Here is a 26,228-nt window from a genome sequence, read left to right on the forward strand (position 1 = left end):
GTGAGGGACAGGTCCGGAATCTCACAGCGCGCGGCTGAGAAGACCTGGGGCCTTATTGGTTGCCGCTACCTGCCGCCATGGTGTTGTGCGTTTTTCAGCAGCAACGAGACCCCGGATCTCGCTCCGCTCGTCCGGGGTGACGAGGAACGTAGAGGATGCGAAAACACACCCCGTCGTTCCGGACAAGCAGGTCGCAAGACCTGCGCGATCCGGAACCTCGTCGGTCTCGCGTAGTCACAAGGCAGGTCCAGACTCTCAGGAGAAGCAGGTGAGGGCCAAAGCCCTCCGCCCTCGTTTGCGGTGGCGAAAGGACGATCGGTTGTGCATGGATGGCGGTCGTTTGCATGCTATACTCATTACACCTTCTGCTACCGTCCCTTCCTTGTCATAACGACAGTATTCGGATTGGGGGAGATTATGAAGAGATTCATCGGGGTTCTCTCTCTGTTCTGCTTGCGCTCTTCGCCGGCTGCTCGACGGGCGGTGAGCCGTGCGGAGGCGGCGACCCGCGGGCGGTAGCGGAAACGGTGCCGGCGGTGGCGGCGCAGGCTTTGACGCTGCGGTTCGGGCTAGGAAGCGAGGTCGGGCTGCAGGAGGTGGGAAGCCAGGAGGCGGCCTCGCTGTTGGTGGAAGACGTGGACGGCTACCCGCTGGTCTACCTGACGGTGCTGGGGCCCGAGGCCGCCGGCGGCTTCTGGGAGGCGGCGCGGAGGGCGGTGGCCGTGGGCGAAGGGCACTACCTGGTGGCCACGGGGGCGAGCACCCTCTACTCCCCTACCCTGTTCGCGGACACCGGGACGGACACCCTGGAGCACCTGCTTTCGGTGGTGGATGCAATGGGCGGCCCGGAGGCCGTGGCGCGGGTGGTGGGCTTCAACGAGCCGGGGCGCTTCTTCCTGGTGGACCGGGAGGGAAGGTACCGGGACGGCTACAGCGGCGAGGTGGTAGGCGACGACGAGGTGGCGCAGCTGGCGCAGGCATTCCACGAAACCGTGGAGCGGCTGGCGGAAGAGGACGACTACCGGGCCGAGATGGCGCACGTCTGGGCCTGTTTGCTGGGCGAGGCGAGCGAGGAAGAATGTCAAGCCGAAGACGCCTCGGCGGCGGCGCAGGAGGCGCGCCAGACGGAGGCGGAGCTGCTCGGCAAGCTGGGCTACGACCCGGTGAGCGTGCAACAGGTAGAGGCGCAACCCCAGGCCGAGGGGATGGAACTGGCGGCGATGACGGGGCCGGACGGGGAGCTGGACTTCGTCAGGGCGCAGGGGGTGATCGCGGACAGTCAACTGCGAATCTTTTCGAGTGACGGGACGGTGAAACCGCAGTACAAAGCCGAACATTGTGTCAACTGGTTGTGTTTTGGGAAATATTGGATCGTCGAAGCCCAACACCGGCGGACGGGGAAGCCCGAGTATGATTTCATTGGACAGAATTGGCAATATAGGTGGGAGTATGACTTCAAGCCCCGCGAGTCCGACGCCGACCTCGACAACTTCACGCTTTACGCTCTACACGGACATGGAAAAGTTGGCGATCGCCCCATCGGCTGCGCGCCCGCGGCCTTCATCCGGCTGGCAACGTGGTTTCAGTTTGAACGACATGGATACACCGGCAGCTCGAACATTGACTGGTACGGTGACCATCTAGGCGTCGGCTACGGAAGCGGTGGTTACACAGGCACAGGCGCCAAGATGTACGAACGCAACAAGGCCTTGGGGCACCGTATGTTGGCGCTCAAGCGGTACGTGGACGGCTCTGGAAGTTCGAGTGTGGTGTATTACCGACCACAGCTAGCCGAGTACATGCGACGCGCGCCTTCGCCGGTTCCGGGCTCACCCTCGTTGGCGACTTCGTACGCGGGGCAAACCGTTGGTTGTCCGAACGAGGAAGCGCGATGCGTATTCGCGGTGGAGGGTACATATTTCTGGTGAATCTGGTTCCGTACATTGGCTGGACCGCGTGGAACGCTGAGGTTTGGAAAATGTATTCGACGGCCTTGAACGCCATGGGCAGTCGAAACGAGCCCGCTATAGCCATCTACGCCACAGGGGGCGGCAGTTATCATTACAGCCCAGTACTAGAAGCGAGACTTTATAACTGGAGAGTCAAGGCTGACGTACTAGTACGCGTTCCCGCCAACGAGAAGTTCGATGAGATTGGCGGAAAGTTCGTCAACATCTCGGCGTTCAAATTGACTGCCGGAGGGTTGTATGGGCTTTGGTAAATACGGCCGCAACATCGCACTTCGTGCTGCTCTCCTGGGCCTGCTGGCGCTCGGGCTTACCGCCTGCCCGCAGACGAAGGCGCCGGGGAGCCTGGGCGTTGGCATCTACGCCACCAATACCGAGCGGTGCGACGACGGGATCAAGGTGGAGGTGGAATTCAATACCTTTGGCCTCTCGGACGGACCCGCCGCCAGCGTACCCGAGGACGAGAACGTGTATGGGGGCGGCGCCAACTGGCTGTGGGTGAAGCCGGGGAAGGTGGGGTGGATGCGCTGGATGGACGACCCCTACGACCGGGTGGTACCCGGGGGCGCGCTGCGCATCACCGCGTGGTGCATGCGGGAGGGAATGGCACCGGGTAAGAGCGAGCGTCGATTTGCGCTCGATAACTACGTCATGAGCAACCATGTACTTGGCGCAATCTTCTCCGTACGAGACATGAGCGCCGATCCCGATATCTCGATGTACGCTGGCTATACCGAGGTCGTGTCCCCCGCGCCCGGCATCTTTGACTGGGAGGAGTGGTGCGATCTGGGGGTGCCGGGGGATTGTTCGGATATCGAATAACCCTCTCGGGTTCTCGACAGAGCTTGGGGGCGGGCCTTCGGTCCGCCCCCTGCTTCGCAAGAAGATCGTTTCAGGCCCGGGCCGCCAGCGCCGCTTCCAGCACAGCCGCGAGCCGGCGCACGCCCTCCTCCATCTGCGCCTCGGGCACGCTCACGAAGGTGAGGCGCAGCGCGTTTTCCAAACCGCCGTTTGCCGCGAAGACGGGGCCGGGTACGTAGGCCACGCCCGCCTCGACCGCGCGCTCGAAGAGCGCCAGGGTGTCCACCCCTTCGGGCAGCGTAAGCCAGACGAACATGCCCCCATGCGGCGGGACCCAGCGAACGCCCGCGGGCATGTGGGCCTCGAGCAGCTTCAGCATGCGTTCGGCGCGCTGGCGGTAGAGCTCGCGGGTGCGCGCCTCCTGCCGCTCGATCACGCCCGCTTCGGCGAGCTCGGCCAGGATGGCCTGGCCGTAGGCCTGGCTGTGCAGGTCGGCCGCCTGCTTGGCCTGGGCAAGGGCATGGATCACCTCTTCCGGGCCGATGACGTAGCCCATGCGCAAGCCGGGGGCGACGATCTTGGAAAACGTGCCCAGGTAGAGCACGCCTTCAGGCCAGCGGCTCTGCAGGCTCGCCGGCGGCGCGGCGTCGAAGTAGAGGTGGCCGTAGGGATCGTCCTCCACCACGAGCACGCTGCGCTCCCTGGCCCAGGCCACCACCGCCCCGCGGCGCGCCTCGGGCAGGAGGCTGCCCGTGGGGTTCTGGAAGTTGGGCAGGACGTAGGCGAGCTTCACCTGATCCTCGGGAAGCGCCTCCGGCACCAGCCCTTCGGCGTCGGTGGGCACCTCGCGGTAACGGGCGTCGTAGACGTTCCAGGCCTGCAAAGCGCCCATGTAGGTGGGGCGCTCCACCAGCACCGCGTCGCCCTCGTCGAGGAAGACGCGGCCGATCAGGTCGAGCCCCTGCTGCGAGCCCGAGGTGACGAGCACCTGCTCGGGCGCGACCCCGCGCCGGCGGGCGATGTACGCGCGCAGCGGCGCGAGCCCCTCGGTGGGGCTGTACTGGAGCGCGCCGCTCCCCCAGCGCGCCAGCGCCCTTTGCGCGCCCTCGGCGATCTCGGAGATCGGAAAGGTCTCGGCTGCGGGAATCCCCCCCGCGAGCGAGATCACGCCCTCACGCTGCCCCAGCTTGAGCAGCTGTCGGATGATCGGGTTTTCCATGCGGGCCGTACGGCCGGCGTAACGAAACACGGACACGGTTCCCCCTCCCCCTTCAGCTTAAACGTCGAGCACGGCCACGACCGGGACGTGGTCCGAGGCGTAGGCGTCGTAGTAGATGTAGGCGTCCATTAGATGAGGCAGCAGGTCTTCGGAGATGAGGATGTAGTCGATGCGCCAGCCGATGTTCTTGGCCCGGGCGTTGAAGCGGTAGGTCCACCAGGTGTAGGCCCCCGTCGCGTCGGGGTGCAGGTGGCGGAAGGTGTCGATCCAGCCCTTCTTCAAAAAGGCGTCGATCCAGGCCCGTTCCTCGGGGGTGAAGCCGGCGCTCTTCTGGTTCTGCTTGGGCCGGGCGATGTCGATCTCGCGGTGGGCGACGTTGAGGTCGCCCATGAGGACCACGCCCTTCCGGGCGCGCAGGCCTTCGAGGTAGTTCTCGATCGCTTGGTCGAAGGCGAGTTTGTACCCCAGCCGCGGCAGGCCGCGCCCGGCATTGGGGAAATAGGCGTTGACCACGTAGTAGCGCTCGTATTCGAGCGTGATGACCCGTCCTTCCTCGTCGAACTCGTCGTGGCCGATCCCGTAGGTCACGTCAAGGGGCGGGACGCGGACCAGCACCGCCACCCCCGCGTAGCCCTTGCGGTCGCCCGGGTTCCAGTACCAGCGGTAGCCCCCTAAGCCTTCGGGAAGCTCGGGGGGTTCTTCGGCGCGCACCTCCTGCAGACCCAGCACGTCGGCGTCGAGTCCGCGAACCACGTCCCAGAAGCCCTTTTTCAGCGCCGCGCGCAGGCCGTTGACGTTCCAGCTGGCCAGCTTCATACCCCGATTCTACGCTCCGCGGCGCGGCCGTTCCGATAAAGACATACGTACCTGTACCGTGTATGAGTAGCCACTTACGATAGGGGTGTTTAAACGGCGCACTGCGCCCGGGAGGAAGCTATGGCAAAGAAAGTGGTCGTGGTAGGCGGTGGCAGCGGCGGTCTGGTCGCTGCCCGCATGGTGCAAACGGAAGCCACGCGGCTGGGGCGCGACATCGACGTCACCCTGATCTCCGCCAGCGAGAAGCATTACATGCCCCCGCTCTGGTCCGAGGTGGCCCTGGGCACGGCCAGCCCCGAGGAGACCTGGGCCCCCATCAAGAACGCCGAAAGGGCTTACGGCTTCAAGGTGGTGGTGGATCCGGTCAAGACCTTCGACCTCGCGGGCAAGAAGGTGGTCACCGAGGGCGGCCAGAACTTCGACTACGACTTCCTGGTCATCGCCCTGGGCACGGCCTACGGCTGGAGCGACTACAAGGGCCTCGACAAGTACGGCTTTCACAACTACACCGAGGAAGGCGCGCTCGAGCTCAAGGAACAGCTGGCCACCTTCAAGGGCAAGAAGATCGTCTTCCTGGTGCCCGAGCTGCCGTTCCGCTGCGGCATCTACCCCCCCGAGATGGCGCTCAACCTGCGGGCGTACTTCGAGGCCCGGGGCCAGCATCCGGAGATCACCATCCTCTACCCCGCCGACGCCATCCGCATGGCGCTGGGCGAAGGGCTCGACCGTTTCTTCAAGCGCCGCTTCAAGCGCACCGGCATCCGCTACGTCACCGGTTTCGAGCAGCTCGTGGAGGTGACGGAGAACAAGGTCGTGACCAAGCACGGGGAATACGAATACGACCTGCTCATCAAGTCGCCGCCCTCGCGGCTGCCCAAGGTGCTGGCCGACAACGGCATGGCGCACCCCGGCGACCCGCGCTGGTCGGTGGTCACGGGCCCGCTCTTCAAGCACCCCGAGCACCCCGAGGTCTACCTCGTGGGCGAACACGCGATGCCCCCGGTCGGCCTGCTCACCGCCGGCGTGCCCATCCACAACGCCGCGGTGATCGCCGGCGCCAGCATCCTCAACGAGGCCCTGGGCGGTTACATGATCCCCTCTTACGGCGACACCCTCTGCATGGGGCACAGCTTCGAGTCGGGCTTCGCGGGCAACTGCGAGTACTGGTGGATCCCCGAGGAGGGCAAGTGGGGCCACGCCTGCTACACCGTGGCCACCGGTCCGATGGTCCGGTTGATGAAGGACTCGTTCTACCGGGGCTGGCTCGACGCCCTGAGGTAAGGAGGAAGCCATGGCCGAGATTACGATCACCGAAGAAGACGCCAAGACCGTAGAAGAACTCATCCGCTTGGCGCGGCAGTTGAAGGTGGGGGGGTACCTGGGCATCTTCACCGAGATGACCACCAACGGCGACCTGCTGCTCGAGCACATCGCCGGCGAGCGCGAGGTCATCCGCGGGGCCGCCCTGGCCGAGGCGGTGATGGACCCCATCAAAAACATGCCGCCCACGCACGTGCCCAAGATCCGCCACAACCTGGTGCACCTGATGGGCCCCCTCGTCGAGGCCCTGGCCCAGACCAACCCCAAGGAAACGCCTAAAGTAGGCATGTTCGGAGCGCTCAGGTACCTGAGCGACCCCGGCGTGCAGAAGGGGCTGGGCTTCCTCCTGGAGCTCGCCAAGAACCTGGGCAAGGCGATGGACGAATACGAACCCAAGTAGGGAACCGGAAACCCTGCACCGGGGGCCGCGGCCCCCGGTAACTTTGTGTAAACTGGGGCATGTTCCGATCAAGGTTGTTGCTGCTGTCGCTTCTAGCGCTTACGCTCCTATCCGGCTGTCTGGCCGCGCGGCCCGAACCCCGCCCCGAACCGCCGGGAAGCGGTCCCCGGCTCGGGGGATGCCCCGTCTTCCCCGAAGACCACGTCTGGAACACGCCCGTAGACGGGCTGCCCGTCCACCCCAACTCCGCGGCCTACATTGCCAGCATTGGCGCCGACACCGGCCTGCACCCCGACTTCGGCGCCGGTCTCTGGGAAGGTGCGCCGATCGGCATCCCCTACAACCTTGCGGATACCGCCACCCCGAGGTACGCCTTTCGTTTCGACTACGCCGACGAAAGCGACCCCGGCCCCTACCCGGTGCCTGCGAACCCCAGGATCGAAGGCGGGTCCGACCGTCACCTGATCGTGCTCGACACCGACGCCTGCAAGCTCTACGAGCTCTTCGACGTCGACCTCACGGGGGCCACCTGGAGCGCCGGCAGCGGCGCCGTCTTCGACCTGAAAGGGTACGCGCTGCGGCCGGACGGCTGGACCTCCGCCGACGCCGCGGGGCTCGCGATCCTGCCGGGCCTGGTGCGCTACGACGAGGTTGCCGCGGGCGAAATCCGCCACGCCCTGCGCTTTACGGCCTCGGTAACCCAGCGGGCCTACCTCTGGCCGGCGCGCCACTACGCCTCCTCGGCGACCGACCCCGACCTGCCGCCGATGGGGCTGCGGCTGCGGCTGCGGGCCGACTTCGACACCAGCGGCTTCTCCCCCGAGGTGCGGGTCGTCCTCGAGGCGCTCAAGAAGTACGGCATGATCCTGGCCGACAACGGCAGCGACTGGTTCATCAGCGGCGCACCCGACGACCGCTGGGACAACGACACCCTGGTCGCCGAGTTGCGGCGCGTCAAGGGCTCGGACTTCGAAGCGGTGGACACGAGCTCGCTGATGCTCGACCCCGACTCGGGCCGCGCCCGCCGGCCCTAACGCGCCACCTCGAAGGCGAAGACGCCGCCCCGCGCCCCGCCCGCGTAGACCCGCCACCCCCGCGGGGTGGGGGCGTAGGCCAGGTTGGACGCGATCCGCTCCGGCAGCGGCAGCCGGCGGCGCACCCTGCAGGTTTCGGCCCCGCAGTCGACGACGACCAGCTCGGGCGCGCCGAAGCCCGCGAGCACCAGTACGTCGCCCGCCGCGCCGCGGCCCAGGCGCACGGCCAGGTCGAGGTTGCGCGAACCCAGCGCGTGGGCGGTGACGCCCAGGGCGTGGGTGCGCAGGCCCAGGCCGGGCAGGACGTAGACGGCCAGGGGGCCGCCGATGTGGGGCGTGTGCACCGCATAGACGCGGTCGGGGGCGGCCGCGAAGGCGTTGAGCCAGCGAAAGGCGCGCCCCATGGGCCGCCCCTCGGCGGCGGGCTCGAGGCCGGCTTCGCTCCAGGCCAGCAGCACCAGCCCGGCGCCGGCGTCGGGGTGCGAGCGCGTCACCAGCACGCGACCGGGGCCGGCGGGGAGCGCCCGCAGCTGCTCCAGCACGGCCGGCGGTCCGGGACGGTAGGCGGCTACGGGTTCGAGGGTCTCGGGATCGAAGAGGGTCAGGGCCTCGGCTTCGACGCCGTCGCCCAGCACACCGTGCCGGTAGCGGGCGGTGGGGCCGGTCAGGAGGGCGAGCGCCGCGCCTTGCGGACCCTCGACCCAGACCGGCTGGGCGTCGGGCAGCGCGCCCGCGGGGCGCCGGAGCTCGAGCCGCAGCTCGCCGTCCAGCCGCAGGAGCTCCGCGCCTCCGGGCCCCAGTGCGAAGACCCTGCCATCGCGGCAGGCGGGGCGGGCGTCCGGGGCCACGGCGACGTTCGAAAGCCAGGGCGCGCCCGGACGACCGAGGCGGCCCTCGGCGCTCACGGCCAGCACGTCCGGGCCGCAGGCGGTGAGGAAGCCGGGCCGCCAGCGGCCGGCGAGCGGTACGGCCCCGCCCGCCTCCAGCCGCCAGACCGTGCCCGCGGAGGTGAGCGCGTAGACCCCGCCCCGGGCGACCTCGATCCAGACCGCCGCAGCGGGCAGCCGCGCCTGCGGCGCCGCGGCCAGCGCCAGCGCGGCCAGCATGGCCCCCGCAAGCGCCCGCCTCACGGCTTCGCGAACACCCCCACCTCGACCGCGCCGGTGTTGCCCCCGCTCGAGCTTCGCACCCGGAAGGTGAAGCGGCGGCCGCGCGCGTTCTCGACCGGGAAGAGGTCCATCCGCTCGGCCCCATCGAGCTCGAAGGGGCCGTAGACCCGGCCCGCTTCGTCCTCGACGACGAAGCTCCGCACCTGGGCGCTCGAGCCCATGGTGCGCGTCCAGAACCCGAAGGCGGCCACCTCGACCTCGCGGGGCAGCTCGACGGTGAGGAAGGCGGCGTCGCCGTCGCCGTCCGACGACCACTCCGTCGCCGGGTCGCCGTCGAGGGCGGCGTTCGCGCCCCAGCGGGCGTCGTTCGCCGCGCCCCCGTAGTTGCTGGAAACGGCGGCCACCCGGGCCCCCAGCCCCAGCCGCGCCAGGTTGAGCGGGGCGGCGGCGGAGGCCCGGGGCGCGGTGAAGCGGTAGGTGCGGCTCGCGAAAAGGCGGCCCGAGGGGTCGCTGCCCTGCAAGCGGTAAGCGTAGCTGCGGCCGGGCTCGAGCCGGCCGAAGGCGATGCGGTGTTCCCGGTGGGCGGCGGCCCCCATGGCCGCGTCGAGGGCCATGCGGCCGAAGCCTTCGTCCTCGCCGTAGACGACGACGCAGGCCAGGTCGATCGTCGTCGCGAGCTCCAGCCAGGCCTGCCCTTCGGGACCGAACCGCACCTCGGGCGGCGCGGCCAGAAAGGGCTCGACGGGTTCGACGACCGGCGGCACGGCGTACGCCGCGCCCAGAAATCCGGCGATCAGGGTCACCACGGATACGAAGCGCATGCCCCAGTACACCCCTTGCGCGCGCCCCGGAAGGTCGCCTGCACGACAAAAGCCCCAGCCGCAGCTGGGGCGTTTGGCGGGCCGCGGAGGACTCGAACCCCCAACCCCCGGTTTTGGAGACCGGTGCTCTGCCAGTTGAGCTAGCGGCCCCTACGCAACGGCGATTCTAGCACGCGCCCCCGAATGGGGCAAGCAAACGGCGGCTAGGACGTGCCCAGGCGGCTGATGCGCTCGATCTCGGCGGCAGCGCTCACCCGCCACCAGTCCGAAGGGGTGCGCGAGCGCAGGCCCCGGTCGCCCAGGTAGGCGCCGAGCCAGGCTCCGGCGAGCGCCCCCATGGTGTCGGTGTCGCCCCCCGCGTTCACCAGGGTGAGGTAGGTCGCCTCGGGGTCTTCGGGATGGCTGAGGAAGACGGCGGCGGCGCTGGGGAACGACTCGAGCACGAAGGCGCCGGTCCGGAAGTGCTCGAACGCCTCCTGCGGCCGCCCCAGGAAACCCTCCACCTCCTGCAGGAGCCCCGCCAGCGTCACGCTCCGGCGCTTGCGGTGCCGGCTCGCCAGCGGACGCTCCAACCCTTCCACCGCCGCCGCCAGCCAAGCCAGCACCTCCGCGTCCGCCGGACCCCCGCGCGCCAGCCAGCCGACCCAGAGCGCATGGACGATCGAGCTGGCCACGGCGCTGGGGTCGCGGTGCGTCACCAGGGCCTGCAGGAAGGCCGCCCGGCGGATCGCGTCCGGGGACTCGCAGAACAACCCCGCCGGGGCGGCGCGCATGGCCGCTCCGTTTCCCGCGGACGCGCTCCCGGCCAGCCACCAAGCCGCGCCGCGGCCCAGCCGCTCCAGGGCCTGACGGGTGGCCCATCCCGCCGCCACCAGCTCCGGCTCCGCATCCAGGAAACGCCGCACCAGGTCCTCGGGGTCGAGGGTGCCGCGCTCGAGCAAGCTCGTCGCGACCGCCAGGGTGAGCTGCGTATCGTCGGTAACCGTGCCCGCGGGGCGTCCGTTGTGCGGCCGCAAACGGCGCACCGGGCCCGCGGCCCCGTCGGCGCCCGGACGCCCCTCGACCGGGGCGCCCAAAGCGTCGCCGATGGCGACGCCGAACAGCGTCCCGCGCACCCGGCCCACCGTCAGCGGCCGGGGATCAAACGGCCAGGTGAGCGGTCGCTCGAAGGCTTCCAGGTTCCAACCCTCCGCCTCGAGCGCCCGGCGCACCTGCGGCCAGGCGGTTTCCACGTCCCCAATTTTACGCGGAGCCGCGGTCCAATTGTTGGCTGAGCACGCTTTGGACCTGCTTCGGGTCGGCCCGCCCTTCGCTCGCGCGCATCACCCGGCCGACGAAGAAGCCCATCAGTCCGCGCTTGCCCGCGCGGTAGGCTGCCACCTCGTCCGGGTGGGCCGCCAGCACCTCGTGCACCAGCTCCGCGAGCGCCTCCGCGGACAGCCGGTCCGCGGCCCGCGCCCGCGCCCGCTCGAGCGGGTCGCCCCCGCGCGCGAGCGCCTCCTCGAGGGCCTGCTTGGCCACGCTGCGGTCGAAGGCGCCCTTCTCCAGCTCGGCCAGCAGCGCCATCAGCGCCTGCGGCTCGACCCCCGCCTCGCCGGCCCGGATGGCCTTGCCCAGCACGTGCACCACCCAGGGCGCGGCCAGCGCCGGGGGGCCGTAGGCCGAGCAGTCCTCCAGGTAGGTGCGCAGCCGCTCGTCCCGCGCGATCTGCAGCGCCTCGGCCTCGCCCACGCCCAGGTGCCGGCAGCGCTCGTAGACCTCGCGCGCCTCGGGCGCGAGCGCCGCCACCTTGTCCTCGGGTTCGGCCTTCTTTTCGGGCCTGGGCTCGGGCCTGGCCTCCTGCTTTTGCGCACCTGCCTTCTTCCAGGTGTCCTTGAGGGTGATGATGCGGTTGAAGACCGGCTTCTCCCCGCGGCCCCGCTCCGGGTCGCGCCAGAAGTAGCCCAGCCGCTCGAACTGGTAGCGGGTATCGGGGTCGTCGGTGGCCACGCTCGGCTCCACGTAGCCCTGCAAGACCTTGAGCGAGTCGGGGTTGTAGTGGTCGAGGAAGCTGCCCTCGCCGGCGTCGGGGAAGGGCACCTTGAAGAGCCGGTCGTAGAGGCGGAACTCGGCCGCCAGCGCTTCGGCCGCCGCCACCCAGTGGACCGCCCCCTTCACCTTAACGCCCTCGGGGTTCTTGCCCAGGGTGTCCGGCAGGTAGACCCCGCGCAGCGCCACCACCTCGCCGGCGTCGTTCGTGACCGCCTCGTCGATGCGCACCACGTAGGCGTGGCGTAGGCGGGTGTGACCGCCGACGACGAGCCGCTTCCAGCCCTTGGGGGGCTCGAGCGCGAAGTCGGAACGCTCCACCCACAGCTCGCGCCCGAAGGGCACCTTGCGGCTGCCCGGCCTGCCCACGTCGGGCGGGAAGTAGGGGGCTTCCAGCTCCTCCAGCTTGCCTTCGGGGTAGTTGGTGAGCACCAGCTTGAGCGGTTCGGTCACCGCCATCACCCGCGGGGCGATGGGGTTGAGGTCGTCGCGGATGGCCCACTCCAGTAAGGCGATGTCCACGGTGCGGTCGGTGCGGCTGATGCCCACCTTGCGGGCGAAGGCGATGAGCGCCTGGGGCCGCACCCCGCGCCGGCGCAGGCCCGCCAGCGTGGGCAGGCGCGGGTCGTCCCAGCCGTCCACCAGGCCGCGCTCGACCAGCTGGATCAGCTTGCGCTTGCTGACCACGGTGTACTCGAGGCTGCGGCGGCCGAACTCGATCTGCTTCGGCCGCGGCCACTCGGGCAGGCCGCACTTGCCGGCCAGGTTCTCCACCAGCCAGTCGTAGACCGCCCGGTTGTCGATGAACTCCGAGGAGCACAGCGAGTGGGTGACGCCCTCGATGTAGTCGGAAAGCGGGTGGGCGAAGTCGTACATCGGGTAGACCTTCCAACGGTCACCCGTGCGGTAGTGCTCGGCCTTGAGGATGCGGTAGAGGATGGGGTCACGCAGCTTCATGTTGGGCGCGCTCATGTCGATCTTGGCCCGGAGCACGTGCGCCCCCTCCTCGAACTCCCCCGCCGCCATGCGGCGGAACAAATCGAGGTTTTCTTCCACCGAGCGCTCGCGGTAGGGGCTGGGCCGGCCCGGCTTTTCCACCGTTCCCCGGTACTCGCGGATCTCCTCTTCGCTCAGCGAGTCGACGTAGGCCTTGCCCTCCTTGATGAGCTGCTCGGCCAGCTCGTAGAGGCGGTCGAAGTAGTCGGAGGCGAAGTAGAAGTGCTCGCCCCAGTCCCACCCCAGCCAGGCCATGTCGCGCTTGATGGCCTCGACGTAGCGCATCTCCTCGGTGAGCGGGTTGGTGTCGTCCATGCGCAGGTGGCAGCGCCCCCGGTAGTCGCGGGCGATGCCGCAGTCAATGAAGCTGGCGATGGCGTGGCCGATGTGAGGAAAACCGTTGGGCTCGGGGGGAAAGCGGGTGACGATCTCGTCGTACTTCCCCGAGCGCAGGTCTTCGTCGATGATCTCGGTGATGAAGTTGGGGGGCACCAGACGCCCAGCGTCCGGGGGGATGCGCGAAGCCGGCATGCGCTTATGTTAACGGCTGCGGGGCACGGGCGCAGGTGGAGGGGGTGGAGCAGGCGACGCAGTACGTGGCGACGAGGAAGCTCGTGGCCTGTAGCCCGTAGCCTGTGGCGGGCCCGTCAGCGGCAACCGAATCTCGGCTTCCCGCCCGGCATGGACCCCGGATCAAGTCCGGGGCAGGCCCTGAATCTAGTTCAGGGCGGGCTCCCGGGTCTCATTCGCTAACAGCTCGCTCGCCGGGGGATACAGGAAAGGCAGGATGTAGGGGGTGGGATGTGGGAGGTGGAGTTCATTTTTCAGAAGCACACGAAGGGGCTTGGACACAACACATCAGAACACGAAGTTGAGTCTTCCTACCACCTACCCCCTACACCCCACACCCCACATCCCGGCGAAGCCGACCCATCGGGCCCATGCCGCGCCCGAACGCCACGATTTGGTCGCCGCGAAAACAAAACGCCCTCCCCCTTGGGGAGGGCCGGGGAGGGGGTTGTGGGTGTTATGAAGCCGAACGTTCACCATCCGAACCATGACCCGCCCACATCCCACCCCCTACACCCCACATCCGGCATTCCAGCAAACAACCCCCCTCTGGCGGCTACGCCGCCATCTCCCCCAAGGGGGAGGCTTTAAAGTCGGCCGTCAAACAAACCGCAGCGTTCACCATGCTTTAAGCTCTGGATCCCCCGCTTTCGCGGGGGCAGGTCCAGCTCGCGCAGGCCAAGGGCCTGCTTGGCTGGAATGACGAATTACTCGCTGCGAAATAAACCTCCCTCCCCTGGGGGAGGGTCAGGGTGGGGTGATGCAAGAGTCGAAGATTGGCCTTCCGCCCCGCGGCAAGTCTACGTCCCGTACCCAAATAAACCGCATGGGGGCGGCCACGCCGCCCCCAAAGGCGCGAATGGAACCCGATCTAGCCGCACTTCGAATAGCCGCAGACCTCGCAGGTCAGGCAGCCGTCCTCCACCTTCAGCGGCGCGCCGCACTCGGGGCAGGCGTTCGCGCTGTTGCCCGGGCCCGTGGGCACCTGCACCTTGGGCGGCTCCTGGGCCACCGGCGCCGCCTCCGCGTCCGCCTCGGCGCCCTCCGGGAAATGGGGGATGGACTCGAGCGCCACCGCGATCAGGTCGGCCTTGCTGGCCACGAAGCGCTTGTGGTAGTTGCCGTAGAGCCCGCCGTTGATGCCGCGCAGGGTCTTGACGATGGCCTCGGGCGGCACCCCGTACTGGAGCGCGATGCTGACCACGCGGCCCAGCGCCTCGCTGTCGGCGTTGGCCTCATCGCCCGCCTTCCCCGAGGTGATGATGACCTCGATGGGGTGCCCCCCGGCCATGTTGACGGTGACCAGGTAGGAGTGGCGCGACCCCTCCGAACTGGTGAGCTTGACCATGTCGGTGAAGCCGAAGAGGCGGGCGGGGCGTTCGTGCACCGGCTTGCCGGGGCGCGCCGCGGGGGCCTCGGCCGCGGGTTCCGAGGGGTCGGGGGCGGCCGCCGGCGCGGCGTCGTCCTCCGTTTCCTCCTCCTTCGTCACCGAAAGCACCTGGTAGTCGCGGCTGCCGTCACGGTAAACGGTGACCCCCTTGCAACCGGTGCGGTAGGCCTCGGTGTAGGCCGCTTCCACGTCCTCGACGCTCGCCTCGTGGGGCAGGTTGATCGTCTTGGAAAGCGAGTTGCCCACGTAACCCTCGGCATCGAAGGCGCGCTGGACCACGCCCTGCATGCGCACGTGGTCGAGCGGGCTGACGTCGTGGGCGCACTTGAAGACGGCGCGGATGGACTCGGGCACGACCTCGAGCCCCTGCACCGAGCCGTGGTTCTCCTGGATGGCGGCGATGAGCTTGTCCCAGTCCCAGGTGCCGTCCTTCTCCCAGTCGGGGTGGGGCGGGTGCTGCTCCATCAGCTCCTGGAAGAGCGGGTGCACCAGCGGCTTGTACTCGCCGCCGATGCGGCGCCAGACGAAGGGGCTGAAGACCGGCTCGATGCCGCTGGAGACGCCCATGAGCATGCTCGTCGTGCCCGTGGGGGCCACGGTGAGCACGGCCAGGTTGCGCCGCGGCTTGATGCCCATGCGGCCAAAGTATTCGGCCTCTTCCTCGTAGAGCGGGAAGACGCCGCGCTCGGCGCCCAGCGCCTCCGAGGCCGCCAGGGCCTCCTCGCGCATCACCGACATGATCTTCCACACCGCCTCGCGCGCGGCTTCGGAGTCGTAGGGCAGGCCCATCTTGATGAGCGCGTCGGCCAACCCCATCACCCCGAGCCCCAGGCGGCGGAGCTGCTGGCTGGCCTCGCGGTTGTCCTCGAGGGCAAAGACGTTGACGTCGAGCACGTTGTCGAGAAAGCGCACCGCCGTGCGCACGTCGCGCCGGAAGGCCTCGTAGTCGAAGGCGCCGTCTTCGACGTAGGCCGCCAGGTTGAGCGCGCCCAGGTCGCAGGGCTCGCCCACGGTGAGCGGGATCTCGCCGCAGGGGTTGGTGGCGCGGATCTGCCACCGCTCGCCCAACCCCTTGAGGGCCGACTTCTCGTTGACGCGGTCGATGAAGATGAGCCCCGGCTCCCCGGTGGCCCAGGCGTGCCAGGCCACCTCGTGCCAGATCCAGCGCGCGGGCACGCCGCCCTCGTAGACCGGGACCGGCCGGGCGCCGTCCTCGGCCACGCCCAGCTCGGGCCACTCGCCGGTGTAGGCCCCCTCGACGGGCTGCAGGTAGTACTTGCCCGGGACCGGGCGCAGGCGCACCGGCCAGAGCTCGTCCTTTTCCAACGCCTCCACGAAGGCGTCGGTGGCCAGGATCGAGATGTTGAAGGTGGAGATGTCGCCCTCGGCCGCCTCGCGGTCGAGGTCCTTGGCGGTGAGAAAGTCGAGCACGTCAGGGTGGGCCACGTCGATCGTGGCCATGCCCGCGCCGCGCCGGGTGCCGCCCTGCCGCACCACGCGCAGGACGGGGGCGTAGACGTAGCGCAGCGTGGCCACCGGACCGGCGTCGGGGCCGCCGCGGTTGGCCCACTCGAGGAAGTTGTCGTAGATCTCGAGCAGGTAGCTGACCGGCCCGCTGGCGGTGCCGCCCGAGCTCTTGACCTCGGCCCCTTCGTGCCGCAGCTGACTGAAGTCCACCCGCGGCTCCTCGCCCGCGAGCGCCAGCCGCGCCGCTTCGGCCGCGGCGTCCATGATGCCGCCCATGTCGTCGCGGACCACGATGACGTCGTCGGGCCGCACGGGCACGGTCAGCACGCCGTGGCGGCGCGCCAAGGCGGTGAGCTCGGGCCCCAGGTCGCCGTAGATGACCCGCGTCCAGTTGCGCACCGGATGGGGCACCTTGTCGCCGTCGGGGTTGTTGGAAGGCCGCATCAAGCCGCGGATGAAGTCCTCGACGTCGCGGTGGGCGGCGTCCATGTAGGCGATGCCGCGCACCACCCCCACGGGCCTTTCCCGGTACACGTAGGGGTCCAGGTTCACGCCGTTTCCGCCGCCCACCTTGGTTACCAGGGCCAGCTTCTTGGCGACCTCCATGATGCCCTCGAAGCTCGCGGGCGGGTGCGCCGTCGCCCCCTGCACGAAGCAGTTGAGGACGTTGCCGTGCGCGGTGCCGGCGCCCGCGAGGACGCGGCCGCCCGGGCAGAAGCGCTTGGTGGCCATCAGCTCGTAGAAGGTGTCGGCCCAGCCGCTGCGGGTGGCCTCGTCCTCCGGCAGCGCCACCCAGTCGGCGACGCGGCGGAAGATGCCGAAGACGTCGCCGTCCCCGGGCTGCAAGTACTGGCGTTCGGCAATGGCTTTGGCGTGCTCGTCAAAGATGGATGTGTTCATGCGTGCGAACCCCTCGTATGCAACAAAGAACGAAACGTTTTAACCCCGATTTAACACAACATCTGGTTGTGTACGCTGACCAATATACCACTCGTTGGGGGTGCGGGGGCGGTTCTGCGCACCTATTGGAGCGGCGCCCAGACCTCCAGCGTCCACGGGGGCAGTTCCGCCCCGCGCAGACGGCCTCCGCGGCAGTCGAGCCGACCTTCGTGCAGCAGGCCCCGGAAACGGGCGTGCGGGGCCGGGCAGGGCAGGTCCAGCGTCCAGGTCCGGGCGTCGGCGTTGACCGTCACCCGGTACCGTCCCCGCGCGAAGGCCGCCCGGGCCCCCTCGGCCCACCAGGCCTCGAACCCGCCGCCGCGCAGGTCGTCGTGCTCCCCGCGCAACTTCAGGACGGCGCGGACCCGGTCGCGCACCTCGTGGTTCCAGCGCTCGGGGTGGCCCCAGGGGAAAGCCCGGCGGTTGTCGGGGTCGTGGACGCCCGGGAGGCCGATCTCGTCGCCGTAGTACAGGTTGGGCGCCCCCGGCAGGACGGCGAGGAGCTCGAGCGCCAGCGCCGCACGGCCGGCGTGGTCGCGCATCATCGTGTACAGGCGGGGGGTGTCGTGGCTGGTCAGCAGGTTGAGCTGGGCCCGGACAACCGCCTCGGGGTACCGCCCCAGCACCTCGGCCACCCGCTCCACCCAAGCGGGGGCGTCCAGCGCGGGCACGGCCCCCAGGCCGCTGCGGGCCGCCAGGTCGCGGTCGAAGGCTTCGCCGCCGACGAAGCCCAGCACCGCCCGGCCCAAGGGGTAGTTCATCACCCCGTCGAAGGGGCCCGCAGGCGCCACCCAGTCGGGGGCCTCGTGCCAGATCTCGCCCACCAGGTAGGCCTCCGGGTTCGCCCCCTTGACCCGCTCGCGGAACGCCGACCAGAACTTCATGTCGGCGATCTCCTCGGGCACGTCGAGCCTCCAGCCGTCGGCGCCGAAGCGGATCCAGTACTCGGCCACGTCGAGCAGGTAGTCCCGCACCGCGGGCGTTTCGGTGCGCAGCTTGGGCAGCTCGGGGTTGTCCCACCAGGCGGAGTAGTTGGGCCGGCCGCCGTAGGCGTGCAGGGGGAAGCCCTTCACGTGGTACCAGTCGCGGTAAGGGCTCGCGGGGCCGTTCTCGAGCAGGTGCTGGAACGCGAAGAACCCCCGCCCGGTGTGGTTGAAGACGCCGTCGAGGATCACCCGCAGACCGCGCGCGTGGGCCGCATCAAGCAGGTGCCGCAGCGCCGCGTCCCCGCCCAGGATGGGATCGACGCGGAAGTAGTCGCTGGTGTGGTAGCGGTGGTTGGCGCTCGAGGCGAAGACGGGGTTGAGGTAGATCGCGTTCACCCCCAGCTCGACGAGGTAGTCGAGCTTCTCGGCCACGCCCCAGAGGTCGCCCCCCTTGAACCCGCGGACGGTGGGCGGGCCGTCCCAGGGCTCGTAGGCGTCCGCGGGCCGCGGATGCGCGGCCGGCCGGCCGGAGCGGTAAAAACGGTCCGGGAAGATCTGGTAGAAGGCGGCGTCGGTGACCCAGTCCGGTGGCTTCATCGTGCACCATGCTACCCCCAAGCCACGGGTCGCTGCGCGGTTGCATAACCCCCGTTATCCATGCAATATTCAGGGGTACGCGCTTCCAGCGCGGCTAGGGGGAGACGGTGCGAGGAGACCTGTTCGTCATGACCGGCGCTTCGGGGGTGGGGAAGGGTACGCTGCGTGCCCGCCTGATGGAGCGCGTCAAGCTGCACTACTCGATCTCGATGACGACGCGCCCGCCGCGCGAGGGCGAACGCCACGGGATCGACTACTGGTTCGTCGACGAGGCCACCTTCGAGCGCACGAAGCGCGAAGGCGGGTTCCTCGAGTACGCCACCTACGTGGACCACAGCTACGGCACGCCCCGCGCGCCGGTGGAACGGGCGCTCGAGCGCGGCGAGGACGTGCTGCTCGAGATCGAGGTGCAGGGGGCCCTGCAGGTGGCCGAGAAGATGCCCGAGGCCCAGCTGATCTTCGTCATTCCCCCCTCCCTCAGCGAGCTGCGGCAGCGTCTGCTGCTGCGCGGGAAGGACACCCTCGAGAAGATCGAGAAGCGGCTCGAGCGCGCGCGCGAGGAGATCGCGCTGGCCGATCGCTTTCACTACGTGGTCGTCAACGACCTCCTCGCCGACGCGGTGGCCGACCTTGAACGTATAATCATGGCGAGGCGTCGTATAGTTAACCGGATGCGCCCGGCGCTCGAGCGCGCCCTGGAGCGCGATCCGGACCTCGAAGCCGAACTCGACGAGATCGCGAAGCGGATGCAACGGAGGTAACCGTGGCGGAACCTGGAATCGACAAACTGCTGGCCCTTACCGACAACAAGTACAAGCTCACGGTGGTCATCGCCAAGCGCGCGCAGCAGCTGTTGCGCTTCAACTTCAAGAACACCGTCCTCGCGCCCCCCGAATGGCCCAAGATGCGGACCATCGAAGGGGAGCTGCCCGACCCCAACCCGGTCACCTGGGCCATGCGCGAGCTGCAATCGGGCCGGCTGGTGATCGGGGAGAACCTCATCCCCGAGGACAAGCTGAGCCGCGTCATGGAAGAGGTCTACCCCACCGAGCCGGAGCTGGAGTAGTCCGCAGGTGAGCCGCAGCACGTCGGGACGGGTCGTGGTCGCCGCCGGAGGGGGCGTGGCGGCGATGAAGACGCCGTTCCTGCTGCGCCGGCTGCGCGAGGCGGGGTTCGAGGTGCGCGCGCTCGCCAGCGACCGCGCCCTTGCCTTCACCACCGAGACCGCCCTGGCGGTGGCCGCGGGCGGCCCGGTGGCCACCGAGGCGCGCTGGTTCGCCGCCGAGGGCGACGCGCTCCACCTCGACCTGGCGCGCTGGGCCGACCTGCTCGTCGTCGCCCCCGCCACGGCGGCGGGGCTGGCGCGGGCGGCCGCGGGCCTGGCCGAGGACCTGACGACGGCCACGATCCTGGGCGGCGCGCGCAAGGTGCTCTGGGCGCCGGCGATGAACCCCGAGATGTGGCAGCACCCCGCCACCCAGGCCAACGTCGAACGCCTGCGCGCCTGGGGGCACGCCTTCGTGGGTCCCGAACACGGCGCGCTGGCCGCGGTCGGCGAGGGGGAAGGTCTGGGCCGCATGAGCGAGCCCGAAACCATCGTCGAACACGTGCGCTACCACCTCACCCCCAAGGACCTCGAGGGCTACACCGTGCTGGTGACGGCGGGCCCCACCCGCGAGTACTTCGATCCGGTGCGCTTCATCTCGAACCCCTCCTCCGGCAAGATGGGCTACGCCGTCGCCGAGGCCGCACGCGACCGCGGCGCCCGCGTGATCTTGGTCAGCGGCCCCACGGCGCTGCCCGCGCCCTGGGGGGTCGAGGTCGTGCACGTCGAGCGCGCCGAGGAGATGCATGCGGCGGTGCTCGAGCGCTTTCCCGAAACCGACGCGGTGGTCATGGCCGCGGCGGTCGCCGACTGGCGGCCCGCTCGCACCGCCAGCGAGAAGACCCCGAAGCAGGAGGGGAAGAACGTGGTCGAGCTGGCGCCCACCCCCGACATCCTCGCCGAGCTGGGGCGGCGCAAGGCGCCGGGGCAGGTCCTCGTCGGCTTCGCCATGGAAACCCGCGCCGGGCGGGAGCGCGCCCGCGCCAAGCTGGAACGCAAGAACCTGGACCTGATCGCCCTCAACTTCCCCACCCGGGCCGGCAGCGCCTTCGGTGGGGACCACAACGAGGTCGAGCTGCTCTTCCCGGACGGCCGCGTCGAGGCGACCGGACGCGTGCGCAAACGCGCCGTCGCCGAGCGCGTCCTCGACCACGTTCGCGAGCTGCTGATCGCAAAGGAGGCCGAACGCGATGCCCAATAAGGAGAAACGGCACAAGAAGATCCAAGAAATCGTATCCAAGGAGGAGATCTCCACCCAGGCCGAACTGGTCGCGCGGCTGCAGAAGGAAGGCTTCAACGTCACCCAGGCCACGGTCTCGCGCGACATCAACGAGCTGCGGCTCGTGCGCATCCCCTTGGGGAAGGGCAAGCACAAGTACGCGCTGGCCCCGATCCAGCTCGAGGAGGACGTGGCCCGCGAGATCGAGGGTCGCTTCCGCGAGTTCGTGAAGGACATCGACCGCGGCGAGAACGTGCTCGTGATCCGCACCGAAGACGGCCACGCCACCGGCATCGCGCTCCTGATCGACAAGCTGCACCGTGACGACATCGTGGGCACCCTCGCGGGCGAGGACACCATCCTGGTCGTCGCGCGCACCTCGGACGACGCCGAAAAGCTCGTGGACGACTTCGCGGCCTTCCTCGCGTGACCCTGCTCGCGGCCAAGGCGCTGCTGACCCTCTTCGTCGTCATGGACCCGGTGGGGCTGGCGCCGGTCTTCGTCGCGCTCGCCGGCGGACGCCCCACCGCGGACCAGGTGCGCATGGCCCGGCGCGCCGTTCGGGTGGCCGGCGGGGTGCTGCTGGCCTTCGCCCTCTTCGGGCCGGCGCTGCTCGAATACCTGGGGATCAGCCTCGACGCCTTCCGGGTCGCGGGCGGCCTGCTGCTCCTGAAGATCGCCGTGGACATGGTCTTCGCCCACCGCGAACGCGAAACCGACGAGGAAAAGGCCGAGGCCAGCCTGCGCGAGGACATCAGCGTCTTTCCGCTGGCCATCCCGCTGCTCGCGGGCCCCGGCGCCATGACCAGCGTGATGATCCTCACCGCGGAATCGCGCGACGTCCCCGGAGGTTTCTTCATCGTCCTGGGGGCGGTGGTGGTCGTGCTGCTGCTCGCCTACGCCGCGCTGGTGCTCGCCTCCCGCCTGGCGCGGCTGCTCGGGCGCACCGGCGTCAACGTCGTGACCCGGGTGCTGGGCGTCCTGCTGTCCGCCCTCGCTGTGCAGTACATCGCCGACGGCGTCCTCGACTTCCTGGCCCTGGCGGTAGGCTAAACTCCTAAGAGATGGAGCGCGTCTACGTACCCGCCACGCTCGCCAACCTCGGCAGCGGCTTCGATGCGCTCGGGGTCGCGCTCGCGCTCTACCTGGAGGCCGAGGCCGAACCCGCGGAAAGCGACCGTTTCCACTACAGCGGCGAGGGCTACGTCCCCGACACCCCCGACAACCTGGTGCACGAGGCCTTTCGCGCGGCGTTCGCCCGCGCCGGGGAGGCCGCGCCGCCCGTCGAGATCCGTCTCTTCAACCCCATCCCCCTGGCACGCGGCCTCGGCTCGAGCGCCGCGGCGCGCGTCGCCGGGGCCGCGCTCGCCGACCGCCTGCTGGACGGCCGCCTTGGCAGGGAGGGCGTCTTCGCGGTCGCCACGGAGCTCGAAGGCCACCCCGACAACGTCGCGCCCGCGGTCTTCGGCGGCTTCCAGCTCGCCCTCGCCCAGCCGCTGACCCACGTCCCGCTCGCGCAGCCCGACGGGCTGCGCTTCGTCGTGGCCGTACCCGGCCAGCCGCTGGCCACCGCCCAGGCGCGGGCCGCGCTGCCGGCGCAGGTGCCCCACGCCGACGCCCGCTACAACCTGGCGCGCGCCGCGCTCTGGGCCGCGGCGCTGGCGCAGGGCCGGCTCGAGCTGCTCGCCGAGGCGGCCCGCGACCGCCTGCACCAGCCCTACCGCCTCGAGCTGATGCCGGGGGCGGCCGAAGCGCTGGAGGCCGCGCGCGCCGCGGGCGCGCTCGCCGCCTTCGTGGCGGGCGCCGGGCCCAGCGTGGCGGCGCTGACCGACGCGGCCGCGTCCGAGGTCGTTCGCGCGCTCGCGGACTACGCCGGACCCGAGGGACGGCTGTTGACCCTTAGCATAGGAGGGGGGTTGACGTGGAAGGCAACCTGAGCACGATGCCGCTGGTGGACCTGCTCGAGCTGCTGCACGCGGGCCGCAAGTCCGGCGTGCTGCGGATCGAGGGCCGCCCTCCGCTCGTGCTGCGCCTGCAGGCCGGGGAGGTGGTGGGCGGCGGCATCCTCGACTGGGAAGGGCTCGAGGCCATCGCCGCCTTCGACCTGCACGCCCCCGAAGGGGCCTTCCACTTCGAACCGGGGCTGCAGTCGGGCAAGGTGATCCGGCCCATGCAGGCGCTCCTGGGCGAGTGGGCGCGCCTCAACGACGAATGCCGCCGCTTCCTCGAGGTCATCGACTCCCCCTCGCGCGTCTACGAGGGGCTGGGCGGCGAACCCCCCTACGACGTCTTCGTGGGCGGGCGCAGCGTCCGCGGCGCCGCCAAGGCCTGGGGCGTCCCGTTGATCATCGCCATGGAACGCGTCTGGACGGGGCTTCGCAGCGGCGACCTCACCCCGCTCGGGCGGTACGCCTGGTACGGCCTGCGCATCCGCCACCCCCAGGCGCGCAGGAAGCCGCCCGAGGACGGCGACCTGAGCCAGCTGATGGACGGCCGCGCCAACCTGGGCGACCTGGTCGCCGCGGGCGTGGAGCCGAACCGGCTGCGGCGTTACCTGATCGAAGGCATCGCCGCCGGCGACCTGCTCTTCCCCGGCCGCGGCTGGCTGTTGCGGGACCTGACCTGGGAACTCGAGCACACCCCGGCTCCACCTTCGTGATCACTTTTTGAATCGGGTATACTATCTTCATGCAGGGCCTTCGGGAACGCCAAAAACAGCGCCGCCGCGAGCGGATCCTGCGCACCGCCGTCGAGCTCTTCAAGGAGCGCGGGTTTCAGCAGACCACCGCGGTGGACATCGCCAAGGCCAGCCACGTCTCCCGCGGCACCTTCTTCAACTACTACCCCTACAAGGAGGCGGTGCTGCTCGACTACGGCGCCGAACTGCTGGAGCTCGCCTGGGGCGAGGCCAAGGCCGCCCTCGAGAACGGCGTCCCACCGGTGGAGGTGCTCGAGGCCTTCTGGAACCGCCTGGCCGAGCTGAGCGAACAGGAGCTGGGGCGCGAGCTGCTCTCGCACCTGGCCTACGAGCTCGTCAACCCCGACCCGGAGCGGGCGCACGCCGCCTACGAAGCCCTGCCCCTGGCCCAGTTCGTCGCCGAGATCCTGCGCCCGCTGGCGCGCGCCGGCCGCCTGCGCACCGACCTCTCCCTCGACCGCATGGCCAACTCCATCGCCGACGCCTTCCTGCTCGCCGTGCTGCGCTGGGCCGGGCACACCCCCGACCGCAGCCTCGCCGGCGAGCTGCAGAAGTTCCTGACCATCGTCCTCGAGGGCGTGCTCGCCCGTCCGTGAACCGCTCCTGGGCCTTCCTGGAAACCCCGATCGGTCTGCTGCGCGTGGAGGCCAGCGCCGCAGGCCTGACGCGCGTGCACCTGGCGGGGGCGCCCCAGGACGAGGCGGAAGGCGCCGGCTGGGCGCACGTGACGCGCTTTTTGGACTTCGCCGAGCGCTACTTCGCGGGCGAACCCGTCGCCTACGCCGGCGCCCTCGACCTGAGCGGGGCCACGCCCCGGCAGGCGGCGCTGTGGCGCTACGTGCAAACCATCCCCTACGGCCGCACCCAAAGCTACGCCCAGGTGGGGCGGGCGCTGGGGCTGCACCCCCGGGCCGTCGGGGCGGGGATGCGCGCCGTCCCCTGGTTGCTGGCCGTGCCCGCCCACCGCGTGATCCACGCGGACGGGCGCGTGGGGGGCTTCGCGGGCATGGAGGGCGTCAAGGCCTGGCTGCTCGCGTTCGAAGGCGTCAACCCGGCGTCAGGTACTTGCTGACCACGTCGAGCAGCCGGTCGACGTTGCTGCGGTTGTAGCGCTCGATCTCGGGGCGGCGCGGCACCAGCGGCGGTCCGTGGGTGTCGTGCAGCTCGGCGCCGAGCGTCTGCCCCAGGCGCTGGCCCCAGCGGCTGCGCCAGCCTTCGGGCAGGCGCTCGGGGAGCCGCTGCTCCTTGAGCAGGAAGTAGAGCAGCGCCCAGACCCGCACCGCGGCGTCGAAGGAATACCCCCCGCCGAGGGTGAAGAGCACCCGGCCTTCGGTGTACTGCTCCGCCCCTTCGAGGATGCGGGTGAAGATCCGCTCGTAGGCCCGGGTGGTCAGCATCAGGTCGGCCAGCGGATCGAGGAAGTGGGCGTCGGCTCCGGCCTGGACCAGGATCACGTCGGGCAGGAACCAGGCCAGCGCCTTCTCGAAGACCCGCTCGAAGCCCTCGAGGTAGCAGGCGTCGCCGGTGTAGGGCTCGAGCGGCAGGTTCCAGCTGTACCCGGTGCCGCCGCCCTGACCCAGCTCGAAAACGCCGCCCGTTCCCGGGAACAGGTAACGGCCCGATTCGTGCAGGGAGAGGGTGAGCACCCGCGGATCCTTGTAGAAGATCCACTGCACCCCGTCGCCGTGGTGGACGTCGACGTCGACGTAAAGCACCCGCATCCCCGCCTCCAGGAAGTGGTGGATCGCCACGGCGAGGTCGTTGTAGACGCAAAAGCCGGAGGCGCGGTCGAACTGGGCGTGGTGCAGCCCTCCGCCCAGCTGCAGCACCCTGCGGGCGGTCCCGCCGCTCACCAGCCGCGCCCCGGTGAGCGTCCCCCCCACCAGCCAGCGCGCCGCGGCGTCCATGCCGGGGAAGACCGGCGTGTCGCTCGTCCCCAGACCGTACTCGTCCAGGTCGTCGGGGGGGGCTCCCTGGCTCGCCGCCTCCACCCGGCGCACGAACCGTTCGGCGTGGACCGTGAGCACGTCCTCGCGCCGCGCCTGGACGGCCGCGACCGGACCCCAGGCGGGGTCGAGCTCCTCGAGCAGCTCGACCAGCATGGCGAGCCGCTGGGGGCTGAAGGGGTGTTGCGGCCCGAAGTCGTAGGTCAGGTACTCGGGCCTGTAGACTACCGGGACCATGGTTTTTCGGGCGGCCAGAGCACCTCGAACCCCGCGGCCCGCAGTTCGTCGGCGAGCTTGCGGGTTTCCAGGCTTCCCACGCGCAGCACGTTGCGCACCCAACCGGGTTCGTCGGGGTAGGTGAGCAGGGAGTGGATGTTCACGCCCCGCTCGGCGAAGAAAGCGGCCAGCTTGGCCAGCTTCCCGGGCCGGTCGGGCAGGCGGACCTCGACGCGGCCGCTGGGCAGCCGCGCCCCGGTGAGCGCCACCAGCGCGTCGAGCAGATCGATGCCGGTGATGATGCCGACCAGCTCACGGCCGTCCACCACCGGCAGGCAGCCGATCTTGCGGTCGCGCATGACCCGCGCGGCTTCCTCGACGGGGTCGAGCGGGTCGGCGGTGAGCACCGGGGTGGTCATCACCTCCTCGACCCGCGCCTGAGGGGTGAAGGGCATGGGCGAGAGCTCGCTGGTCGCGAGCCGCACGTCGCGGTCGGTAATGATGCCGACGATCCGCCCGCCCTCGACGACGGGCAGGTGGCGGATGCCCTGCTCCCACATCAGGGCGTTGGCTTCTTCGAGCGTGGCCCCGGTGGAGATGGTGATCACCGGGGAGTGCATCACATCGCGTACGAGCATCGCACC

General features: G+C 69.9%; 24 protein-coding genes and 1 tRNA gene. 14 read left to right on the top strand and 11 right to left on the bottom strand.

Annotated elements, in window-relative coordinates:
• The first annotated feature begins 527 nt into the window (after positions 1-527).
• Positions 528-1,928 carry a hypothetical protein gene (locus OCEPR_RS07445; RefSeq protein WP_013458099.1) on the top strand — a complete coding sequence of 467 codons (1,401 nt, stop codon included), beginning with the start codon at positions 528-530 and terminating at the stop codon, positions 1,926-1,928.
• A gap of 279 nt (positions 1,929-2,207) precedes the next feature.
• Positions 2,208-2,789, top strand: coding sequence for a hypothetical protein (locus OCEPR_RS07450; protein ID WP_013458100.1), 582 nt, complete (start codon positions 2,208-2,210; stop codon positions 2,787-2,789).
• 70 nt (positions 2,790-2,859) lie between these two features.
• Here the strand turns inward: OCEPR_RS07450 and OCEPR_RS07455 are convergent, their stop codons facing one another.
• Together OCEPR_RS07455 and OCEPR_RS07460 are read right to left on the bottom strand one after the other, a co-directional pair.
• Positions 2,860-4,023: an aminotransferase-like domain-containing protein gene (locus OCEPR_RS07455; RefSeq protein ID WP_013458101.1), complete on the bottom strand. Its 1,164-nt coding sequence runs from the start codon at positions 4,021-4,023 to the stop codon at positions 2,860-2,862.
• 21 nt (positions 4,024-4,044) lie between these two features.
• Positions 4,045-4,803: an exodeoxyribonuclease III gene (locus OCEPR_RS07460; protein WP_013458102.1), complete on the bottom strand. Its 759-nt coding sequence runs from the start codon at positions 4,801-4,803 to the stop codon at positions 4,045-4,047.
• Positions 4,804-4,923: 120 nt separating this feature from the next.
• Between OCEPR_RS07460 and OCEPR_RS07465 the strand changes: the two genes are divergently transcribed.
• Genes OCEPR_RS07465 through OCEPR_RS07475 form a run of 3 tightly spaced genes read left to right on the top strand, consistent with a single transcriptional unit; the run spans position 4,924 to position 7,557 of the window.
• A complete protein-coding gene (locus OCEPR_RS07465; protein WP_013458103.1) occupies positions 4,924-6,084 on the top strand; it encodes an NAD(P)/FAD-dependent oxidoreductase in 1,161 nt (386 codons plus the stop codon).
• A 10-nt stretch (positions 6,085-6,094) separates the two neighbouring features.
• The gene (locus OCEPR_RS07470) at positions 6,095-6,523 is read left to right on the top strand and encodes a helical membrane plugin domain-containing protein (RefSeq protein ID WP_013458104.1); all 429 of its coding nucleotides are present in this window, start codon (positions 6,095-6,097) and stop codon (positions 6,521-6,523) included.
• 59 nt (positions 6,524-6,582) lie between these two features.
• On the top strand, positions 6,583-7,557 hold the full coding sequence (locus OCEPR_RS07475) for a hypothetical protein (protein WP_013458105.1): 975 nt from the start codon (positions 6,583-6,585) through the stop codon (positions 7,555-7,557).
• On the opposite strand, the gene OCEPR_RS07480 is transcribed toward OCEPR_RS07475, so the two are convergent.
• From OCEPR_RS07480 to OCEPR_RS07510, 7 genes are all read right to left on the bottom strand, one after another.
• Positions 7,554-8,687 carry a hypothetical protein gene (locus OCEPR_RS07480; protein WP_148229279.1) on the bottom strand — a complete coding sequence of 378 codons (1,134 nt, stop codon included), beginning with the start codon at positions 8,685-8,687 and terminating at the stop codon, positions 7,554-7,556. The two genes, OCEPR_RS07475 and OCEPR_RS07480, sit on opposite strands and share 4 nt — an antisense overlap.
• A complete protein-coding gene (locus tag OCEPR_RS07485; protein ID WP_013458107.1) occupies positions 8,684-9,487 on the bottom strand; it encodes a discoidin domain-containing protein in 804 nt (267 codons plus the stop codon). Before OCEPR_RS07485 ends, OCEPR_RS07480 begins: the two co-directional genes overlap by 4 nt.
• Positions 9,488-9,561: 74 nt before the next feature.
• Positions 9,562-9,637 (bottom strand) — tRNA-Trp (locus OCEPR_RS07490).
• Positions 9,638-9,690: 53 nt separating this feature from the next.
• Positions 9,691-10,719, bottom strand: a complete 1,029-nt coding sequence (locus OCEPR_RS07495) for an ADP-ribosylglycohydrolase family protein (protein WP_013458108.1) — start codon at positions 10,717-10,719, stop codon at positions 9,691-9,693.
• 10 nt (positions 10,720-10,729) lie between these two features.
• Positions 10,730-13,042, bottom strand: a complete 2,313-nt coding sequence (locus OCEPR_RS07500; RefSeq protein WP_013458109.1) for a glutamine--tRNA ligase/YqeY domain fusion protein — start codon at positions 13,040-13,042, stop codon at positions 10,730-10,732.
• Positions 13,043-13,952: 910 nt separating this feature from the next.
• Positions 13,953-16,838, bottom strand: a complete 2,886-nt coding sequence (locus OCEPR_RS07505) for an adenosylcobalamin-dependent ribonucleoside-diphosphate reductase (RefSeq protein WP_013458110.1) — start codon at positions 16,836-16,838, stop codon at positions 13,953-13,955.
• A 122-nt stretch (positions 16,839-16,960) separates the two neighbouring features.
• Positions 16,961-18,400: a glycoside hydrolase family 13 protein gene (locus tag OCEPR_RS07510; RefSeq protein ID WP_013458111.1), complete on the bottom strand. Its 1,440-nt coding sequence runs from the start codon at positions 18,398-18,400 to the stop codon at positions 16,961-16,963.
• 107 nt (positions 18,401-18,507) lie between these two features.
• Between OCEPR_RS07510 and gmk the strand changes: the two genes are divergently transcribed.
• From gmk to OCEPR_RS07555, 9 genes are read left to right on the top strand one after another with little or no spacing between them, the layout of a single operon-like run.
• Positions 18,508-19,161 carry a guanylate kinase gene (gene gmk / locus OCEPR_RS07515; RefSeq protein ID WP_013458112.1) on the top strand — a complete coding sequence of 218 codons (654 nt, stop codon included), beginning with the start codon at positions 18,508-18,510 and terminating at the stop codon, positions 19,159-19,161.
• A 2-nt stretch (positions 19,162-19,163) separates the two neighbouring features.
• Positions 19,164-19,466 carry a DNA-directed RNA polymerase subunit omega gene (gene rpoZ, locus OCEPR_RS07520; RefSeq protein ID WP_013458113.1) on the top strand — a complete coding sequence of 101 codons (303 nt, stop codon included), beginning with the start codon at positions 19,164-19,166 and terminating at the stop codon, positions 19,464-19,466.
• 7 nt (positions 19,467-19,473) lie between these two features.
• On the top strand, positions 19,474-20,706 hold the full coding sequence (gene coaBC / locus OCEPR_RS07525) for a bifunctional phosphopantothenoylcysteine decarboxylase/phosphopantothenate--cysteine ligase CoaBC (RefSeq protein WP_013458114.1): 1,233 nt from the start codon (positions 19,474-19,476) through the stop codon (positions 20,704-20,706).
• On the top strand, positions 20,696-21,154 hold the full coding sequence (gene argR, locus OCEPR_RS07530) for an arginine repressor (RefSeq protein ID WP_013458115.1): 459 nt from the start codon (positions 20,696-20,698) through the stop codon (positions 21,152-21,154). The genes coaBC and argR overlap by 11 nt, the downstream gene beginning before the upstream one ends.
• The gene (locus tag OCEPR_RS07535; RefSeq protein ID WP_013458116.1) at positions 21,151-21,777 is read left to right on the top strand and encodes a MarC family protein; all 627 of its coding nucleotides are present in this window, start codon (positions 21,151-21,153) and stop codon (positions 21,775-21,777) included. The genes argR and OCEPR_RS07535 overlap by 4 nt, the downstream gene beginning before the upstream one ends.
• Positions 21,778-21,788: 11 nt before the next feature.
• The gene (thrB, locus tag OCEPR_RS07540; RefSeq protein ID WP_013458117.1) at positions 21,789-22,661 is read left to right on the top strand and encodes a homoserine kinase; all 873 of its coding nucleotides are present in this window, start codon (positions 21,789-21,791) and stop codon (positions 22,659-22,661) included.
• Positions 22,646-23,383 (top strand): DUF4388 domain-containing protein, encoded by a 738-nt coding sequence (locus tag OCEPR_RS07545; RefSeq protein ID WP_013458118.1) that lies wholly within the window; start codon positions 22,646-22,648, stop codon positions 23,381-23,383. Before thrB ends, OCEPR_RS07545 begins: the two co-directional genes overlap by 16 nt.
• 29 nt (positions 23,384-23,412) lie before the next feature.
• Positions 23,413-24,018: a TetR/AcrR family transcriptional regulator gene (locus OCEPR_RS07550; protein WP_013458119.1), complete on the top strand. Its 606-nt coding sequence runs from the start codon at positions 23,413-23,415 to the stop codon at positions 24,016-24,018.
• Positions 24,015-24,494: a methylated-DNA--[protein]-cysteine S-methyltransferase gene (locus tag OCEPR_RS07555; protein WP_013458120.1), complete on the top strand. Its 480-nt coding sequence runs from the start codon at positions 24,015-24,017 to the stop codon at positions 24,492-24,494. The genes OCEPR_RS07550 and OCEPR_RS07555 overlap by 4 nt, the downstream gene beginning before the upstream one ends.
• Here OCEPR_RS07555 and OCEPR_RS07560 read toward each other — a convergent pair.
• A complete protein-coding gene (locus tag OCEPR_RS07560) occupies positions 24,469-25,605 on the bottom strand; it encodes an acetoin utilization protein AcuC (protein ID WP_013458121.1) in 1,137 nt (378 codons plus the stop codon). The genes OCEPR_RS07555 and OCEPR_RS07560 overlap by 26 nt on opposite strands.
• Positions 25,593-26,222 carry a CBS and ACT domain-containing protein gene (locus tag OCEPR_RS07565; protein ID WP_013458122.1) on the bottom strand — a complete coding sequence of 210 codons (630 nt, stop codon included), beginning with the start codon at positions 26,220-26,222 and terminating at the stop codon, positions 25,593-25,595. The genes OCEPR_RS07560 and OCEPR_RS07565 overlap by 13 nt, the downstream gene beginning before the upstream one ends.
• Positions 26,223-26,228: the final 6 nt, after the last annotated feature.

It is taken from the genome of Oceanithermus profundus DSM 14977 (assembly GCF_000183745.1).
GTDB classification, from domain to species: domain Bacteria; phylum Deinococcota; class Deinococci; order Deinococcales; family Marinithermaceae; genus Oceanithermus; species Oceanithermus profundus.